The sequence below is a fragment of the Thermopetrobacter sp. TC1 genome (genome assembly GCF_000746275.1).
Classification (GTDB): domain Bacteria; phylum Pseudomonadota; class Alphaproteobacteria; order Rhizobiales; family Aestuariivirgaceae; genus Thermopetrobacter.
The window spans coordinates 554,694-572,319 of sequence record NZ_KN050828.1; the positions used below are offsets into that span (position 1 = coordinate 554,694).

General features: G+C 62.5%; 15 protein-coding genes. 14 read left to right on the forward strand and 1 reads right to left on the reverse strand.

Annotated elements, in window-relative coordinates:
• The first annotated feature begins 119 nt into the window (after positions 1-119).
• From EK16_RS11495 to EK16_RS06240, 7 genes are all read left to right on the forward strand, one after another.
• A complete protein-coding gene (locus EK16_RS11495; RefSeq protein WP_197059628.1) occupies positions 120-1,586 on the forward strand; it encodes a PhnD/SsuA/transferrin family substrate-binding protein in 1,467 nt (488 codons plus the stop codon).
• 295 nt (positions 1,587-1,881) lie between these two features.
• On the forward strand, positions 1,882-2,337 hold the full coding sequence (locus tag EK16_RS06215; RefSeq protein WP_038035357.1) for a DsrE family protein: 456 nt from the start codon (positions 1,882-1,884) through the stop codon (positions 2,335-2,337).
• A 226-nt stretch (positions 2,338-2,563) separates the two neighbouring features.
• Positions 2,564-3,985: a leucyl aminopeptidase family protein gene (locus EK16_RS06220; RefSeq protein ID WP_051929008.1), complete on the forward strand. Its 1,422-nt coding sequence runs from the start codon at positions 2,564-2,566 to the stop codon at positions 3,983-3,985.
• A 124-nt stretch (positions 3,986-4,109) separates the two neighbouring features.
• Positions 4,110-4,796 carry a glutathione S-transferase family protein gene (locus tag EK16_RS06225; protein ID WP_038035358.1) on the forward strand — a complete coding sequence of 229 codons (687 nt, stop codon included), beginning with the start codon at positions 4,110-4,112 and terminating at the stop codon, positions 4,794-4,796.
• Between the two features lie 61 nt (positions 4,797-4,857).
• Complete coding sequence (gene queG / locus EK16_RS06230; protein WP_051929009.1) at positions 4,858-6,015, forward strand: tRNA epoxyqueuosine(34) reductase QueG; 1,158 nt, start codon at positions 4,858-4,860, stop codon at positions 6,013-6,015.
• A 2-nt stretch (positions 6,016-6,017) separates the two neighbouring features.
• Entirely contained in the window at positions 6,018-6,929 is a 912-nt protein-coding gene (locus tag EK16_RS06235; protein ID WP_038036110.1) for an SDR family oxidoreductase, read from the forward strand.
• A complete protein-coding gene (locus tag EK16_RS06240) occupies positions 6,926-7,846 on the forward strand; it encodes a DMT family transporter (protein ID WP_197059629.1) in 921 nt (306 codons plus the stop codon). Before EK16_RS06235 ends, EK16_RS06240 begins: the two co-directional genes overlap by 4 nt.
• Before the next feature lie 77 nt (positions 7,847-7,923).
• Here EK16_RS06240 and EK16_RS06245 read toward each other — a convergent pair whose 3' ends face one another.
• Positions 7,924-8,583, reverse strand: a complete 660-nt coding sequence (locus tag EK16_RS06245; RefSeq protein ID WP_038035361.1) for a response regulator — start codon at positions 8,581-8,583, stop codon at positions 7,924-7,926.
• A gap of 515 nt (positions 8,584-9,098) precedes the next feature.
• Here EK16_RS06245 and EK16_RS06250 point away from each other — a divergent pair.
• The 7 genes from EK16_RS06250 to EK16_RS06280 all read left to right on the forward strand — a co-directional run bounded on the left by EK16_RS06250 (position 9,099) and on the right by EK16_RS06280 (position 17,606).
• Positions 9,099-9,584 carry a Csu type fimbrial protein gene (locus EK16_RS06250; RefSeq protein WP_038035362.1) on the forward strand — a complete coding sequence of 162 codons (486 nt, stop codon included), beginning with the start codon at positions 9,099-9,101 and terminating at the stop codon, positions 9,582-9,584.
• Between the two features lie 128 nt (positions 9,585-9,712).
• The gene (locus EK16_RS06255) at positions 9,713-10,429 is read left to right on the forward strand and encodes a fimbrial biogenesis chaperone (protein ID WP_038035364.1); all 717 of its coding nucleotides are present in this window, start codon (positions 9,713-9,715) and stop codon (positions 10,427-10,429) included.
• Positions 10,430-10,445: 16 nt separating this feature from the next.
• Positions 10,446-13,070: a fimbria/pilus outer membrane usher protein gene (locus tag EK16_RS06260; protein WP_197059630.1), complete on the forward strand. Its 2,625-nt coding sequence runs from the start codon at positions 10,446-10,448 to the stop codon at positions 13,068-13,070.
• Between the two features lie 67 nt (positions 13,071-13,137).
• Positions 13,138-14,121, forward strand: a complete 984-nt coding sequence (locus EK16_RS06265) for an ABC transporter permease (RefSeq protein ID WP_369793087.1) — start codon at positions 13,138-13,140, stop codon at positions 14,119-14,121.
• A 152-nt stretch (positions 14,122-14,273) separates the two neighbouring features.
• Positions 14,274-15,080, forward strand: coding sequence for an ABC transporter permease (locus tag EK16_RS06270; protein WP_231573622.1), 807 nt, complete (start codon positions 14,274-14,276; stop codon positions 15,078-15,080).
• Positions 15,077-16,699, forward strand: coding sequence for an ABC transporter ATP-binding protein (locus EK16_RS12590; protein ID WP_051929011.1), 1,623 nt, complete (start codon positions 15,077-15,079; stop codon positions 16,697-16,699). The genes EK16_RS06270 and EK16_RS12590 overlap by 4 nt, the downstream gene beginning before the upstream one ends.
• A 97-nt stretch (positions 16,700-16,796) precedes the next feature.
• Positions 16,797-17,606, forward strand: coding sequence for an undecaprenyl-diphosphate phosphatase (locus EK16_RS06280; RefSeq protein WP_038035366.1), 810 nt, complete (start codon positions 16,797-16,799; stop codon positions 17,604-17,606).
• Positions 17,607-17,626: the final 20 nt, after the last annotated feature.

Sequence of the window (17,626 nt, forward strand, 5' to 3'; positions counted from 1 at the left end):
AAAAATAACTATGCTGGCGGGCCATCGCCAAGGATCGTAAGGGGCTGAAGGCCTTGACATGGCGAGAGGAGGTTTTCGCCAGGGTGGCGATGCAAAAAGTGTGGTCCTGGCGTATTATCATGACGCTTGATAAACGGATATGGCGCGCTTTGTGGGCCCTGGTGCTGGTCCTGCCGCTGATTGTGCAGCACGGGTTCTTGAACCGGGGCTGGGCGGCGGCGATTGAATCGACACCAGGGGCGCCGTCTGATGCGGCGGTGCGGACGGTGCATGTCGGCGTGCTCGCCTATCGCGGGGCGCAAGCGGCCTCAAAGCGCTGGCAGCCCCTGATCGCCTATCTCAACGCTTCTTTGCGCAAGGCGGGGCTGGCGGTGCGTCTTGCTCTGCATCCAGTCACGCTGGAATCGGCGCGCGTGCTGCTTGAGGCGGGGCAGATCGATTATCTGCTCACCAATCCCGGTCATTATGTCTCATTGGCGCGAGAGGTGCCGCTTGCCCCCATCGCCACAATGGAGCGTTTCGCGGCGGATGGCCGTGGCCTGATCCGTTTCGGCAGCGTCATTTTCACGCGGGCGGACAATACGGCAATCAAGACCCTGGCCGATCTGAAAGGACGCAGTGTGACCGCGGTAAGCCCGGAGGCCTTCGGCGGTTTTCAGATTGCCTGGGCGGAATTCGTCTCACAGGACATCGATCCTTTCCAGGACTTTGGCACGCTGCGTTTCACGGGCTTTCCGCAGGATGCCATCGTCGAGGCCGTGCTGCGTGGCGAGACGGACGCGGGGATTGTGCGCACCGGCTTGCTCGAATCCATGGCGCGGGAAGGCCGGCTTGACCTTTCCCGCATCCGCGTGCTGCAGGCGGGGCGCTATCCGGAATGGCCGCTGCTGGTCTCCACCCGTCTCTATCCCGAATGGCCCTTTCTGGCGCGTGGCGGCGTGAACAAACATCTCACTGAGCACATCGCACGGGCGCTTCTTGATACGCAAGATGAACAGGTGCGAAAGGCGCATGATTTGCGCGTGGCCTGGACGACGCCTCAGCCCTATGAGGACGTGCGGCAGCTCGTGCTCGCCTATGAGGCCTGGCGGAATAGAGCGGCTTCCGGTGGCGTGCTTTCCGGGCTTCGCATCGCCGCGCCATTGCTGCTGGCGCTGCTGCTCGCCGGCGGACTTATTGTCTATCTGCTGATGCGCAGCGCCGGCGCTGGCAGATCACGTCCTTCAATGGCCGGAAAAACGGAAGGCGGGGCAATGGGCAGCCTGGCGGCCGCCAAATCCGGCATGGGCGAATCCGCCATGGATCCCCGCATCCGGGAAGCCTTCCGCAAGCTCACCCCGCGCGAACAGCAGGTGCTGTCTTTGCTGTGTCAGGGCAAGTCCACCAAGGCCATCGCACAGGAGCTGGCCATCAGCCCCAAGACCGTGGAGCATTACCGCGCCAGCCTGCTCAAGAAGACCGGCGTGAAATCGGCAACCAGTCTCGTGTGGCTGGCAACACGGCAGGGGTTTGACCGCATGTGCGATTCGAAGCCGGAGAATGGCGCACATGCCAATGACCGCATTTATCACAACTCGCCGTCCTGAAGCGGCCGCGTGATTTCGCCTTCCGATTCGCAAGCCCGGGCAAATCCCCCATATCAGCCCGGTGATCTCCCCGAATGGCCGAAACCGGCGCGATGTGGCACCGTTTCATGTGGGAGCCCGGCGCGACGGGAGCCGGCACGAATGGGAACTCCCCCGCACCATTCACGGCACCTGTCACACAGCCGGGCTCCTCCCGTTTCAAGAACCGCCCGCGAAAAGAGGCGGTTTTCAAAAACACATCGAGGAAACGTCCTGCATCCGAAACGAAGCGACAGCTGTTCATGGGAGGGAACGCATGAGACGGATCATGGTCTATCTGACGGCGCTGCTGGCAGCGGCGCTGTTCAGCCTCGCGCCGGCATCGGCGGGAGAGCGGTATGGCAAGCAGAAGGTCGTCTATCACATCAACTACAACGGCGGCCCCGGCAACAAGCGTTATCGCGGCGCCTTGCGCAATATCCAGAACCACATCAACGCCGTCGGTCAGGACAATCTCGAACTGCGGGTGGTTCTGCATGGCAATGGCGTGAACCTGCTCAAGGAAGCGCTGAAGGACGACGGCCTGAAAACCCGCATCACGGCGCTGAAATCGCAAAATGTGGAGTTTCTCGTCTGCGCCAACACGTTGCGCGGGCGCAAGATCGACTACGAGAAGGATCTCTTCGATGTCTTCAAGGAGGACATCGTGCCCTCGGGCGTTGCGGAACTGGGGCGCCTGCAACTGATGGGCTACGCCTATATCAAGCCTTAAGCCTTCAAGGGTTCAAGCCGAAAATCTGACTGATCATCCAAAGGACTTCCTCCTGGCCCGCCGCCAGACCTTGAAGCGTCCGCTCCTGCATCTCCCCCGGCAGGACGGGCGCCTTTTTTCGCGTGATGGAGGGTCTCGCCCTGTGATTTAAGTGTTTCTCGGGATTGCCTCCCGGCCAGCGCGCCCATACTCTGCCGTGGGTCACGATTCGATCGGAGATGGCAGCATGCAGGTTACTCCGGAAAACCTTCTTCTTGAGGCCGGGGCTTGCGAAGAGGCCCAGGTGCGGCCGCTCTATCTGGTGAAAAAGGATGGCCTTGCCGAGGTTCTGCCTGAACTGCCGGAACCGGCGCGCACGTTTGCCGAAAACCGCGGCTTTTCCGGAAAGACGGGTGATATCCTGCTCCTGCCTGATGCAGAGGGCCGGATCATCGGTGCGCTGGGCGGAATCGGCCCTGCCCGCCGCCCGCAGCTGGCGCATGGCGCCTTTGCCCGCGCCCTGCCGGAAGGCTGCTGGCGCCTTGCCTCAACGAAGGCGCTGCCCTGCGTGAACACCGCGGTGCTGGGCTGGCTGCTTTCCGCCTATCAATTCGATGTCTATCGCAAGCCCGCTGCGCAGCGGCCTGCGCAATTGCTTCTGCCAGAGGGCGCATCACGCGCGCGCATTCTCAATCTGGCGGAAGCGGTCTATTTCGCGCGCAATCTTATCAACACACCGGCGCGGGATCTGGGACCGGCAGAACTGGAAGACCATGCCCGCACGCTTGCGGAGAGTGCAGACGCCCGCATCCGCGTGATCAAGGGGGCGGCCTTGAAGCGCGGGTATCCCTTGATCCATGCGGTGGGTGCCGGGGCAAGTCCTGATCGCGCGCCCCGGCTGATCGAGATGTTCTGGGGACCAAACGATGCGCCGCGCGTGGCCATCATCGGCAAGGGTGTGTGCTTTGACACCGGTGGACTGGACCTGAAGCCGCCTTCGGCCATGCAGCTGATGAAGAAGGACATGGGCGGTGCGGCGGCGGCGCTGGCGCTTGCGCGCATGATCATGCGCGCGCGGCTGCCTTTGCGGCTGCATGTGCTCATTCCGGCCGTGGAAAATGCCGTTTCGGGATCGGCAATGCGGCCTTCCGATGTATTGCGGTCGCGCAAGGGCCTGAGTGTGGAGGTGGGCAACACCGATGCGGAAGGGCGGCTGATCCTTGCCGATGCCCTTGCACGCGCAGCGGAGGAGAAGCCCGAGATCGCCTTCGACTTCGCCACCCTGACCGGGGCGGCACGGGCGGCATTGGGCCCGGAGCTTCCGGCCCTGTTCAGCACAGGCGAGGATATCGCCAACGCTCTCATGGCGGCAGGGCGGGCGCTGGATGATCCGCTGTGGCACATGCCGCTGTGGCGGCCGTATCTTGAGGATCTCAAGAGCACGGTGGCCGATCTGTGCAACATCAGTGCGCACGGCCATGCCGGCGCCATCACCGCGGCGCTGTTTCTGTCCCGCTTTGCCGAAGGCATTCCGGCATGGGTGCACGTCGATCTGTTCGCCTGGAATCCGAAGGACAAGCCTGCGCGTCCGAAAGGCGGCGAGCTGCAGGCGGCGCGGGCCGTGTTCGCCTATCTGGAAAAATTCGTCAAAGAGAAAGGGCAAGCCTGACGCCATATTGAGGGCATAGGAACACCGTAAGTCGGGCCAAAACGATTCGCCGCCGGGGGGAAAGAAAACCGGAAGGCGAGAGTCTCATAACGTCGCGTGGGGCAAGCACAAGGGGCAGGAACGCATGCCGAAAGTCTATCATTTCGCGCTGGATCCCTTCTGTCGCCGATTGCGGCTGATGCTGGGGGAATTCGGCATGGAGGCCGAGCTGATCGAGGTGCGTCCCTGGGAGGCGCCACCGGAGTTTTTGCGCATCAGCCCCTTTGGAGACGTGCCCGTCTTCATGGACGATAATGGCACCGTGGTTTCAGGCATTGTCGCCGCCGGTGAATATCTCGAAGAGACGCGCGGCACGCCGGAGCGGACGCTTTATGGCACCACGGCGGCGGAAAAGGCGGAAACCCGCATGCTGCTCTCCTGGTTTGAAGGGCGTTTCTTTCATGAGGTGACAGGGCCGATCTACATGGAAAAGGCCCTGCGCCGGCTTTTGCCGCGGGAGAAGGGCGGCGGCGCGCCCGATACGCGGCGGGTGCGGGCAGCCATGGAGCGCAAGAAGGATCATCTGACGCGCCTGGGGCAGCTTGCCGATGAGCGCAAATGGTTGGCCGGGGATTTCTTGAGCGCGGCGGATCTGGCGGCGGCGGCGCAGATTTCGGTTCTGGATTATCTCGACGCGCTGGACTGGAACGGGCTGGAAAGCGCCAAGCTCTGGTATCAGCGCATGAAATCCCGTCCGGCCTTTCGCCCGCTCCTGAGCGACCGGGTGCGGGGAATCGCGCCGCCCTCTCTCTATACGGCCCTGGATTTCTGAACCGGCCCCATGCCAGACCGGCGCACTTGACGCGCGCGGCCTGCTGGCGGATCCCTTGCGCATGAGCAAACGCCCTCTCAAGAATCGGCTGAAGGACAAGGCCCATGCCCTGGGCTTCGATGCGGTGGGCATCACCCGGGCGGCGCTGCCTGTTGCCGTGCAGCAGGAGCTGGAAGGCTTTGTGGCCGCCGGTCTGCACGGCACCATGGACTGGATGGCGACAACACTTGACCGGCGCAAGGATCCGCGCGCCCTATGGCCCGAGGCGCGCACGGCGATCGTGTGTGCCATGAACTATGGCCCGCCGCCGGATGTAAAGCCGCTTAGCCGCATCAGACGACGCGACAGGGGCGTCATTTCCGTTTACGCCCTGGGGCGGGATTATCACGATGTGGTCAAGGGGCGGCTGAAGCACCTGGCGCAATGGTTCGTGGCGCAAACCCGGGCGGCGGTGAAGGTGTTCGTCGATACCGCACCGCTCATGGAAAAGCCCCTGGCCGAACAGGCGGGCATCGGCTGGGCCGGCAAGCACACCTGCATTCTTTCGCGGCAGTGGGGAAACTGGCTGTTTCTCTGCGTGATCCTCACGACCTTCGAGATGGAACCGGATGCTCCGGCCTCCGCCCATTGCGGCAGTTGCCGCCGCTGTCTCGACATCTGCCCCACCGGTGCCTTTCTCGGGCCGCGCCGCATCGATGCGCGCCGCTGCATCTCCTATCTCACCATCGAGCACAAGGGGCCTATCCCGCGCGCACTGCGGCCGCTGATGGGCAATCGCATCTTCGGCTGTGATGACTGTCTTGCCGTTTGCCCCTGGAACCGTTTCGCCAGGATGACCCGGGAAGAGCGTTTTCTGCCCCGTGAAGCGCTGCTTGATCCGCCGCTGGCGGAGCTTGCGGGTCTGGATGATGCCGCCTTTCGCAAGCGTTTTGCCAAGACGCCGGTGCGGCGGGCGGGGCGCGAGCGGTTCGTGGCCAATGTCGTCATCGCCATGGGCAACAGTGGCCTGCCCAGTCTCATCGATGTGGTGATGGAGCGATTGTCAGACGAAAGCCCCCTTGTTCGCGCCATGGCGGTATGGTCCCTTTCGCGACTGATGGATCGGAGGGACTTTCTGGCCCTGAAGCAGGCGCGGATGGAGCAGGATGCAGATCCGCTGGTGCGTGCGGAATGGCAGGCCGCCACAGCGGAAATTGAGAACGGACATCACGATGCATGATCATGGCCAACGGTTCTGAAAACAAAGGGCTTCTCGCCCTGGGCATGGGCTATGTCGCCACACGGCTTGCGCGGCGGCTGCGCGCGGCGGGCTGGGCGGTGACAGGCACGGCCCGGGATGAAACGGGTCTTGAGGCCATCGCCCGGGAAGGGGCACGCGCCTTCATTTTTGATGCCAGCACGCCCCTTCCCGATGCGGCCTGGGAAGGCATTACACACGTTCTCAGCTCCATCCCGCCGGATGATGCCGGCGATCCCGCGCTGCGCGTGCTGAGGGATCAGCTGATCGCGCACAAGGAGCACCTGATGTGGGTGGGCTATCTCTCCACTGTCGGTGTCTATGGCGATCATGGCGGGGCATGGGTGGATGAAACAACGAAGCCACGCCCGCTCACGATGCGCGGACAAAGGCGCCTGGCGGCAGAACGGGCCTGGCTGGCTCTGCATGCGGAATATGGGTTGCCGGTTCACATCTTTCGCCTGCCCGGCATCTATGGCCCTGGACGCAGCCCGCTTGACAAGGCCCGGGCCGGTGCGCGCTCTGCCCTGATCGTGAAGGAAGGACAGGTGTTCTCGCGCATTCATGTGGATGATCTTATCGAGGCGCTGATGCTGTCCATGCAGTCGCCAACGCCGGGTGAGATCTATAACGTCACTGATGACCTGCCGGCGCCACCACATGACGTGGCCCTTTTTGCCCATGCGCTGCTTGGCATGACACCGCCGCCGCTGAAGTCTTACGAGGAGGTTGCCGATACGCTTTCGCCCATGGCCCGCTCGTTTTATGGAGAATCCAAGCGCGTCAGCAATCGCAAGCTCAAGGCGCGGCTGGGCTGGCAGCCCCGGTATGCGGACTATCGCAGCGGATTGCGGGCCATCCTGGCCGAGGAAGAATGCGGAAAGGATGGCTCATGAGTGTCCTGGTTTCTTCGCCGGCATCGGCCACGCACAGACGGCGGGCATTGATCGCCGTATTTGGCGCCGTGTTTCTGTGGGCCAGTGCCTTTCCCGCCATGAAATCCCTGCTGGCGCGCATGGATCCCATGGCCATGGTCTGGGTGCGCATGGCCATTGCCAGCCTGGTCCTGTTGCCGCTGATGGTGCGCAGCTGGCCGCGTGCGCAGAGAGAAAGGGGAGATGGCTGGTGGCTTCTCGCCCTGGTGATCTTCGAGCCGGGGCTTTATTTTCTCCTGGAAACAAAAGCGCTTCAATATACCTCCGCCGCACAGGCCGGCATGGTCGTGGCCCTTTTCCCCCTCATGGCCGCGGCGGGCGGCGCCCTGTTCTTCCGGGAGCGGCTGAGCGGGCAGATGGTGGCAGGGCTGATTCTGTCCGTTCTTGGCGTGGTGGGGCTGACCCTGGCGGGAGAGGCCGATATTCATGCGCCCGCGCCATGGCTGGGCAATCTTCTGGAATTCCTCGCCATGGTGTGTGCGGTGGGTTACATCATGATCGTGAAGCGCCTGGGGCAGCGCTATGACATCTGGCTGCTGACCGGCATTCAGATGACGGGCGGTTTTTTCCTGTTTCTTCCCGGAGCGGTGACGCTGTTCACCCAGCCCGAACCCCTCTTTTCCAGCCTGTTCGATCTCTCTCTTCTCGTCTATCTCGGCGTGGGCGTGACCGTTCTGGCCTATGGGCTTTACAACACGGGCGTGGCCAGGCTGCCGGCGGCACAGGCCGCTGCTCTTGTCAATCTGATCCCGGTGCTGGCCGTGATCATGAGCTGGGCCACGCTCGGTGAGACGCTCAACCTTCTGCAGATCGCCTTTGCCGCGGTGACACTGGCAGGCGTGGCCCTGTCACAATGGCGCGCGAACGCCAGGAGATGACAAGAGGTGAAGGGTGCGGGCGCCCTTCTAGACGATCCGCAAACCGGAGCAATCAGCCGGTGAAGCGGGATGATTGATCAGATACGGTCCGGCGCGATGAGCACACCATCGACGCGGGAAGCGGCAATGACGGCCTGCGTGCGGCTTTCCACGTTCAGTTTCTGGAGAATGGCCGAGACATGGGCCTTGATGGTGGCTTCCGATACGCCGAGTTCATAGGCGATCTGCTTGTTCAGCAATCCTTCGCGCAGCATCATAAGCACGCGCATCTGCTGGGGTGTGAGGGTGGAGAGCCGGCGGGCCATCTCCTCAAGCTCCTCATCATCGGCGACATCGAGGGAAACATCCTCCGGTACGGCCACCTCGCCGGCCAGCACGTCCTGAAGGGCCTTCTGCATCTGCTCCGCCGAGGCTGACTTGGGAATGAAACCGGAAGCGCCCAGCGAAATGGCACGGCGAATGACCGACGGTTCCTCCACGGCGGAAATGACCACCACCGGAATGCCCGGATACTGCGCCCGCAAATAGGCCAGGCCGGAGAACCCCTGAACACCGGGCATCTTCAGGTCCAGCAGGATCAGATCCGGTTCCGGACCGTTTGCGAGCAGAGAGATGATTTCCTCCAGCGTGCCCGCCTCCGACAGGGCCACATCCGGCATCTCGCGCGCGAGAACCTGCTTGAGAGCCGTGCGGAACAGGGGATGATCGTCGGCGATGATGAAATGCTGGCTGGCCATGGGTGCTCCCGTCCTTGTTCTCGCCCAAGACGGCGCTTGTTGCGTTTCCATTCCTCGCTCAGACGGATGTCCTCTCCCGTCTGTCGTATCCAATCTGTCGCACCCCCGGCAACCTCCATATACCACTCTCTGGCGCGAAGACAAATCCGTGCACGGAAGAAATGCGCATGGTGAGATGTTTCTCGCCCGAGTTCTCTTGCATTTCGGTACAATTCTTCTCTCTCCATGATTGCATATATCAAATGGTCAAATCTACTTACAGATGATAATTAACTAACAGGAAACCAAAAGCCGTTAAACTTTGAGAAAACATAAATTCAAATCTTCGCAAATGCAGGATTAGCCGGGGGTCAGTACTCACTGCCGTTTAACATCCGATTCAGAATTGGCTGCGAGTCTCGAATGCGGATGGGGGAAAACCAGACAAAAAACCCATCTCACCGGGGCCTTCACAAAAAGACAAAACGGAAGGCCCGGCGTTGCAAGACGGACAGTGAGTAGACGGAGTAAGAGCAATGAAGAAGATCCTTCACGGCATCCTTGCGGCTGCCGCCGTGGCAGCCATGGCCTCTGCGGCTCAGGCCGCTTCGACGGTTACGTCCACCTTCCAAACGCAGATCACCATCGAGGATGACTGCGAGATCACCTCGCCGACGGACATGAACTTCGGCTCGGTGGGTCTGCTGAACAGCAATGTGGACGCCACCTCCACCTTCGTGGTCCGCTGCACGGAGAACACCGATTACACCATCGCGCTGGACAATGGTCAGAATGCCTCGGGCGGCACTTCGCGCATGGCCAACAGCGATGGCACCAAGTTCGTGACCTACGAGCTGTATCAGGACAGCGGCCGCACCACCCTGTGGGACGATACCAACACGGTGTCCTCCACGGGCACGGGCGTTGACCAGACCTTCACGGTCTATGGCCGCGTGCCGCCGCAGGCCACGCCGCCGGCCGGCACCTACACGGACACCGTGACCATCACGGTCACCTACTGATGACAGATCCGTTCCGGCCGTCGCAGGGTCTTTGTCCCCTTGCGGCGGCCGGAGCGCCGCTGTCCGGGTTGCAAGCTCTTCGCCCCGTCGTTCGATCAGCTTGATTTCCGATTTCCAAGGGGTACGGCATGAAGACGTTCGCGCGTTCCTTCGCTGTATTCGCCGTTTTCGCCGGACTGGCGACCGGCTCCATCAGCTCAGAAGCCGCACAGGTGCACGTTCGGCCTGTGAACGTTCAGGTCATGGCACCGGCCGCGGCGAGCCGGCTGACGCTCAAGAACATGGGGCGCACGCCCATCACGGCGCAGGTGCGCGTCTTCCGCTGGATACAGAAGGACGGCCGCGATCAGCTTCTGCCCACGCGCGAGGTTGTGGCCAGCCCGCCGCTTTTGCGCCTGCGGCCAGGCCGGGAAAACGTCGTGCGCATCGTGCGCACGGTCAAGCGCGCGGTGCGCGGCGAGGAGAGCTATCGGCTGATCGTCGATGAGATCCCGGATCGGCGCAAGGTGAAACAGGGCGTGGTGTTCGCCGTGCGTTACTCCATTCCGGTGTTCTTCACCGCGCGGAACGCCAAGCCCCCCAAGCTGTCCTGGCAGGCGCAGAAAAAGGGACGGCGGCTGATCATTCGTGTGCGCAATCTGGGCGATAAACATGCACGCTTAAGCGACATGACCATTTCCGCCGCCGGAGGGGGCGTGATCGCCCGGATGAAAGGTCTGGCCGGTTATGTGCTGGGCAAGTCTTCCAAGGCCTGGGTCGTTTCGGCCCGGAAAATTCCCGCAACGCTCGTGATCAGGGGAAAGAGGCAGAATGGGCCCTTCACCGCAAAGGTGCGGGTGCGTTAAACGCATGAACGCCATCATGCGGCAGAGGATGCACAACACGCTTCCGGCACGGATTGCCGCATGGGCCCTGAGTCTGTCCTTCGCTTTCTTCCACCCTTTGCTCGCAAACCGTGCCGTTCAGGCACAGGGGATCGTGCCGCTGGCCTCGCCGGATGCGGTGCTTGCCCGCCCGGAAGCGGCGTCCTCTGCAGACCAAGGCGCGCAGAAAGCGGCGGACGGCAAGGGAGACCGCCTCGATTCTGCCGCTGCGGGCAAGGGCGATCTGCTGATTTCCGAAAGGGCTTTCGACATGAACGCCCTGCCGCCGGTGGATCCGGCCCTGGCGCAGGCGGGCGATGATCTTCTCTATCTCGAGGTCTTCATCAACGGGCAGCCCACCCATCTTGTCGGCGAATTCAGACGCAATCCCGACGGCACGTTTTCCGCCCGGGCCAAGGAGCTGCGCGAACTGGGGCTTGTGCCGCCCAAAGGCGCAAAGGATGAGGACTGGGTTGCGCTTTCCGACATGGAGGCTGAGGCCGAATATGACGAAAGCGCACAGCAGCTACGCATCACGGTGCCGGAAGGGCGACGGCTGGCCAAGGTTTATGACCTGCACGGCGGCAATGCCGCCCGCACCTTCTCCGTCAGCACGCCGGGAACGGGGCTTGTCGTGAACTATTCCCTCTTCGCCTCGGCCCGGGCGGAACACGCCTTTGCCGCCACGACCTTCGAAGGCTTTTCCGCCAATCTCGACGGCTGGATCTATTCACCCTATGGCACGCTCTCCGCTGCCGGAATCTTGCGTGTTGATGAATTTCGCAAGGCACAGGTCATCCGCCTGAATACCACCTGGCGCTATACGGATCTTGAGCGCGCGATGACCTATGCGGCGGGCGACGTGATCACGGCAGGGCCGGCCTGGGCGCGGCCGATCCGCCTTGGCGGTGTTCGCATCTCGCGGAACTTCAAGGTGCGCCCGGATATCATCACCACACCCTTGCCTTCGCTTTCGGGCACGGCGGCGGTGCCGACCACGGTGGATGTCTATCTGAACAACATCAAGGTGCACAGCCAGGAGGTGGCGCCGGGACCATTCACGATCGCCAACATTCCGGCCATTTCCGGCAGCGGCGAAGCACGCCTGGTGATGCATGATGCCACGGGCAAGACGGTGGTGGCGCGGCGCAAGTTCTATGTTTCCCCATCGCTGCTGCGCAAGGGGCTTTTGGAATTCTCCGCCGCCGCCGGCGTGGCACGCCGCAATTACGGGGCCAAGTCTTTCGACTATGGCAAGGACCCGGTGGGCAGCGCCTCGGTACGTTACGGCCTGTTCGATGCGCTGACGGTTCATGGTCACACCGAGCTGGCCCAGGATGTGCAGCTTGTCGGCGGCGGGCTCACCGGCGTGCTTTTCGACCGCCTGCTGCTGGGCGCTGCGGTGGCCTATTCACACAACAGCATCGGCGATGGCCTGCTTTTCCATGCGCAGGCGGAAACGCGAATTGCATCCTTCAGCTTCAACGCGTCCAGTCAGCGTACGTTTGGGGACTATCTCGATCTGGCCTCGATCACGGCACCAGCCCCTGAAACCGGTGCGCCGAAAGGCGCGGTGACCACCGGCGCGCGCATGCCGAAAGCGCTGGATACGGTTAGCCTGGGTTACGGTTTTGACGAGATCGGCGCGTCCATCTCGGCCGGATACATCCACAATCAGGATGCCGCCGGAGAACACACGCATTCGCTGTCTCTCAACTACAGCCAGAAGCTCTTCGGCGCCGCCCAACTGTATGCGACGGCCGTGATCGACCTGAAGAAGCCGAAGCGGCCTTCCGTTTTTGTCGGTGTCACCATTCCGTTGGGCGGGGATAAGGGCACGGTGTCCACCGGCGGTTCCTATGATGAGGCCGGGCGCTGGCGTGTCAGCGCCAGTTATGACAAGGCGCTGAAGCAGGAGGATTACAGCGTGGGCTGGCGGGCGCGGGCCACTTATGGTGACCTGAAGTCTGCGCAGGCCTCTCTGGCATGGCGCACGCCGAAGGCCACCTTCCGGGCCACGGCCATGCAGATGGAAGACAACACCTATGGCCACGCCAGCGTGGACGGGGCGCTCGTGGTGGCGGATCGCAGCATTTTTGCCAGCAACCGCATCGATGATTCCTTCGCCATTGTGAACGCCGGTGCGCCGGGGGTGACCGTGCGCTATGAAAACCGCGTGATTGGCAAGACGGGGCGGGACGGGCGACTGCTCATTCCCACCGTGCGCACGTTTGAGCGCAACAAGATTTCCATTGATCCGGAAACCCTGCCGGTCGATGCCCAAATCCCGCGTGATAAGGCCTATGTCGTGCCGCCGCAGAAATCCGGCGTGGTGGTGGACTTCGGCATCAAGATGCAGGCCTCGGCGGCGTTGGTAAGTTTCGTCGACGACAAGGGTGCGCCCATCGCGGTAGGCTCGGAGGTCTACCCGGAGGATGCGGGCGACGGAGCGGAACCGGCCATCGTTGGCTATGACGGTCAGGCTTTCCTGGAAAACTTAAAGGCGCACAACCGGGTGCGCATCGTCAGCGATGCCGGCACGTGCATTGCGGAATTCGATTTCACGCCCAAGCCAGGCGAGCAGGTGTTCATCGGACCGGTGCCCTGTCGTCCCGAAGGATAAGACCGGCGGGATGGATTGACCCGAACTTTCGCCCATGCCACACCTATTGCAGGCAGGGCGTGAAGAGATGGGCATGTCTCCCCTTGTGCGCATGATCATACGCCGGCTCTTGCTGGGCGCGATGACGCTGGTGGTGGTTTCCGCGATCATCTTCTTTTCCGTGGAGCTGCTGCCGGGGGATTTTGCGCGCGCCATCCTCGGGCAGAACGCCACCGAAGAGGCGGTGCAGGCCCTGCGTGAGGCGCTGGGCCTGAACAAGTCGGCGGTGGTGCGCTATTTCGAATGGCTGACTGGCGCCTTGCAGGGAGATTTTGGCCTGTCCTTTTCCGGGCGCACGGCAGACGGGGGGCGGCCGGTTGCGGCAATTCTGCTGCCGCGGCTTGGCAATACCTTTCTGCTTGCCCTGCTGGCGGCGCTGGTGGCGGTGCCGAGCGCCCTTGCGCTCGGGCTACTCGCCGCCCGCTATCGCGGACGCTGGCCGGACAAGATCATCACCTTCATGGCGCTTGTCTTTATGGCGATGCCGGAATTTCTCATCGGATATGTCCTGATCACCTGGCTGGCGGTGAAATGGCGCTTGCTGCCGTCGCTGGCCACGCTTGATCCGGCCCGGCCGCTACTGGAGCAGGCGGAGCGGCTGATCCTGCCCACGCTGACGCTCTCCTTCGTGGTAACGGCACATATCCTGCGCATGACGCGGGCGAGCGTCGTGGAAACCTTTGGCAAGCCGTGGATGGAAATGGCCGTGCTGAAAGGATTGCCGCCGCGCTATCGCCTGTTGCATCACGCCCTGCCCAACACGGCGGGGCCGCTGGCCAATATCGTCGCGTTCAATCTCGCCTGGCTGATCACCGGCGTGGTGGTGACCGAGACGGTGTTCGTCTATCCCGGAGCGGGGCGATTGATGGTGGATGCGGTGGCGGCGCGGGACATTCCGGTGGTGCAGGCCTGCGCCCTTGTTTTCGCCTCGGTCTATATCGGCCTCAATCTCCTGGCCGATATCGTGACCATCCTTGCCAACCCGCGCCTGCGCACGGAGGCGGCGACATGAGCGCGGCAGGCGAACGTTTCGCACGAATTCGGCGCATACCGCGCAAAGTGCGGCGCTGGCGACATGCATTCCTGTTACGAACGCGATTCAGACCGTCATATTCCGCGCCTGCAAAACACGGGCTTAAAGCGGCCAAACCTGGATCCCTGCGGGTGCTGGTTCTGGAAGGGCTGCTCGGCGCAATCCTGATTGCGGGGCTGTTTGCGCCTTTGCTTGCGCCCTATGGCGAAGCGGAGATCGTTGGCGGACCTTTCGAACCCTGGAGCGCGACACACTGGCTGGGCACGGATCAGCTGGGGCGCGACTTTTTCTCCCGTCTGCTGTTTGGTTTGCGCAATTCCTTGGGGCTGGCGATTGCGGCAACGGCCTTGTCCTTTCTCATCGGCGTCAATCTCGGCCTGCTTGCCGCCAGTGGCGGACGGCTTGTCGATCAGGTGCTTTCGCGTCTGGTGGATGCGCTCATGGCCCTGCCGGCGCTGATTTTTGCCCTGGTGATGCTGGCCATAGTCGGCACGGGATCGTTTCAGCTGGTGGCAATCATCGGTTTGCTGGATTCGACGCGGGTGTTCAGGCTCACCCGCGCGCTGGCCTTGCGCGAAACGGCGCTGGATTATGTGGAGGCGGCCCGGCTGCGGGGCGAGCATCTGCCCTGGATCATGTGGCGGGAAATTCTGCCCAACATCCGCATCCCGCTGGCAGCGGAAGCGGGCATGCGGTTTTCCTTCGTCTTTCTGACCATCGCCACGCTCGCCTTTCTCGGCCTTGGCCTGCAGCCGCCGGCGGCCGATCTGGGCTCGCTGGTGCGGGAAAATGCTCAGCTCATCACTTATGGCGACATCACGCCGCTGATTCCCGCCGCGCTGATCGCCGCAATCGCCCTGATCGTGAACCTGCTCATTGATGCTTTAGAGCAGGACAGGGACGTTCTGGCGCTCAAGGAGGAGGGGCCGGGATCATGACGCGCATCGCCTGTCCGCCGCACAGATCCGGATCGCTGCTGCGGGTGCGCCATGTGTCGATATGGGCCGAAAACGGGCGACAGATCCTCGATGATGTCTCTTTTTCGCTGAAGCGCGGTGAAATTCTGGGGATCGTCGGCGAATCGGGCGCAGGCAAGAGCACGCTGGGCCTTGCCTGTCTGGGGCATGTTCGGGAAGGGCTGCGGATTGTTTCGGGCGAGGTGTGGTTCGACGGGCTTGACCTGCTCTCGGTGAGCGAAAACGAGCTGCGTGCGTTGCGGGCGGGGCGCATGGCCTATGTGGCGCAGCATGCGGCGGCTTCCTTCAATCCCGCTTTGCGGCTGGGCAGGCAGACCATCGATCGCGGTGTCGTGCACGGGCTGATGGACGAAACAACGGGCCTGCGCCAGGCGGAAGCGGAATATGCCGCCCTGAAACTGCCGGACCCGGATGTATTGCTGAACCGCTATCCGCATCAGCTTTCAGGCGGGCAATTGCAGCGGGCGATGACGGCCATGGCCATGATCTGCGGGCCCGATCTCATCGTGTTCGACGAGCCGACATCCGCCCTGGATGTGGCCACGCAGGAGGAAGTGCTCTCAGCCATTGCGGAACGGCTGCGGCAAAGCGGGGCTGCGGCCTTGTTCATCAGCCATGATCTTTCCGTGGTGGCGCGCATGGCGCAGCGCATCCTTGTTCTGCATCGCGGGCGAATCGTCGAAGCCGGAGAAGCGCGGCAAATCCTGCGCGCGCCGCGTCATCCCTACACGCAGGCCCTGGTGCGAAGCGACGAACACGTTCCGGTGCCGAAACTGCCGGCTGAGCCCGTGCTTGAAGTGCGCGATGTCACCGCCGGCTATGAAAACGGACCGGATGTGGTGCGCAATGTTGCCTTCCGGCTTGAAAAGGGGCGGACGCTGGCATTGGTGGGTGAATCGGGCTCCGGCAAGAGCACGCTGGCCCGGGTCATCTGCGGGCTGCTGCCGCCGCGTTCCGGGCAGGTTCTGCTTGAAGGGCGGGCATTGCCGCCCCGGCTGGACAAACGGGACAAAAGCTTGCGTCAGAAAATCCAGCTGGTGCATCAGGCCGCCGATCTTTCCCTCAATCCGGCGCATCGGGTGGGCGACATTCTGGCGCGCCCCCTGAAACTTTTTTTCAGACTGTCGAAACCGGCCCTGACGGAACGGATACAGGCGCTTTTGAAGGATGTGGAACTTGCCGACATCCCCTTAAACCGGCCGGTGCGCACCCTTTCCGGCGGACAGAAGCAGCGGCTGGCCATTGCGCGGGCGCTGGCGGCCGAACCGGTGGTGATGATCTGCGATGAAATTACCTCGGCGCTGGATGCCATTACCCGGCGAGATGTCGTTTCTTTGCTGAAAAGGCTCCAGGAACAGCATGATCTGACCGTGTTGTTCATCACCCATGATCTGGAGATGGTGCGTCTGATTGCCGATGAAGTGGCCGTCATGGAGAAGGGGCGGATCGCGGAGCTGCGCCATGCGGCCAGTGTTCTGCTCAATCCGAAGTCAGAAGCGGCGAAACGGCTGCTGAAGGCCAGCCGGCCAATGACGGATTCCGGGGTGGGTTTCGTTGCGGAAAGGATTCAGCAAGGTTAAGCCGCTCTTAACCGCCATCATGGAACTGTGCCAACCGATTTCCGGCACGTTTCAACCGCGAAAGACATCAGCGCACGGCAAACACGGGCCCTGATCCATGACCATCGAACAGATCATCGTTCTTGCCCTGGTGCAGGGCATCACGGAATTTCTGCCGATCTCCTCTTCGGGGCATCTCATTTTGGTGCCGAAGCTGATGCACTGGCAGGATCAGGGCCTGATCGTGGACGTCATGGTGCACATGGGCTCGTTTCTGGCCGTGCTCGTCTATTTTCACCGGGATGTGTGGCAGCTGTTCCTCGGCGGGCTGGAGCTTTTGCGCGGGCGCATGACGGCGCGGGCGAAGCTTGCGCTTTACATCGTCATTGCGACGATCCCCGCCGTCGTCTTCGGGCTGGCCCTGAAGAAAAGCGGGCTGCAGGAAAGTTTTCGCACGCCGATGCTCGTGGCCGTCAATGCCATTCTTTTCGGCATCGTCATGCTGGTTGCGGATCTCGTGGGGCGTCAGGTCAAGCGCACCGAGGATCTTTCCCTTGCGCAGAGTTTCATCATCGGTATTGCGCAGGCCATAGCCATCATTCCCGGCACATCGCGCTCCGGCATCACCATGTCGGCGGGGCGCTTTCTTGGCATGACGCGGGTGGAAGCGGCGCGCTTCTCCTTCCTGCTCGGCATTCCCGCCATTGCCGGCGCCGGTATTCTGGTGCTGGGCGAGGCCATTTCCAGCGGTGCGCGCATCTCCAACGATGCCCTGCTTACCGGTGCGCTCACCTTTGTGGTGGCGCTGGGGGCCATTGCCTTTCTCATGCGGGTGATCACGAAAGTGGGGCTGGTTCCCTTCGTGATCTATCGCTTCGTGCTGGGCGCTGTGCTCTTCTGGCTCATCGCCGCCGGCTACTTCTCCTGACGCGAAGGCATGCCCGCTCT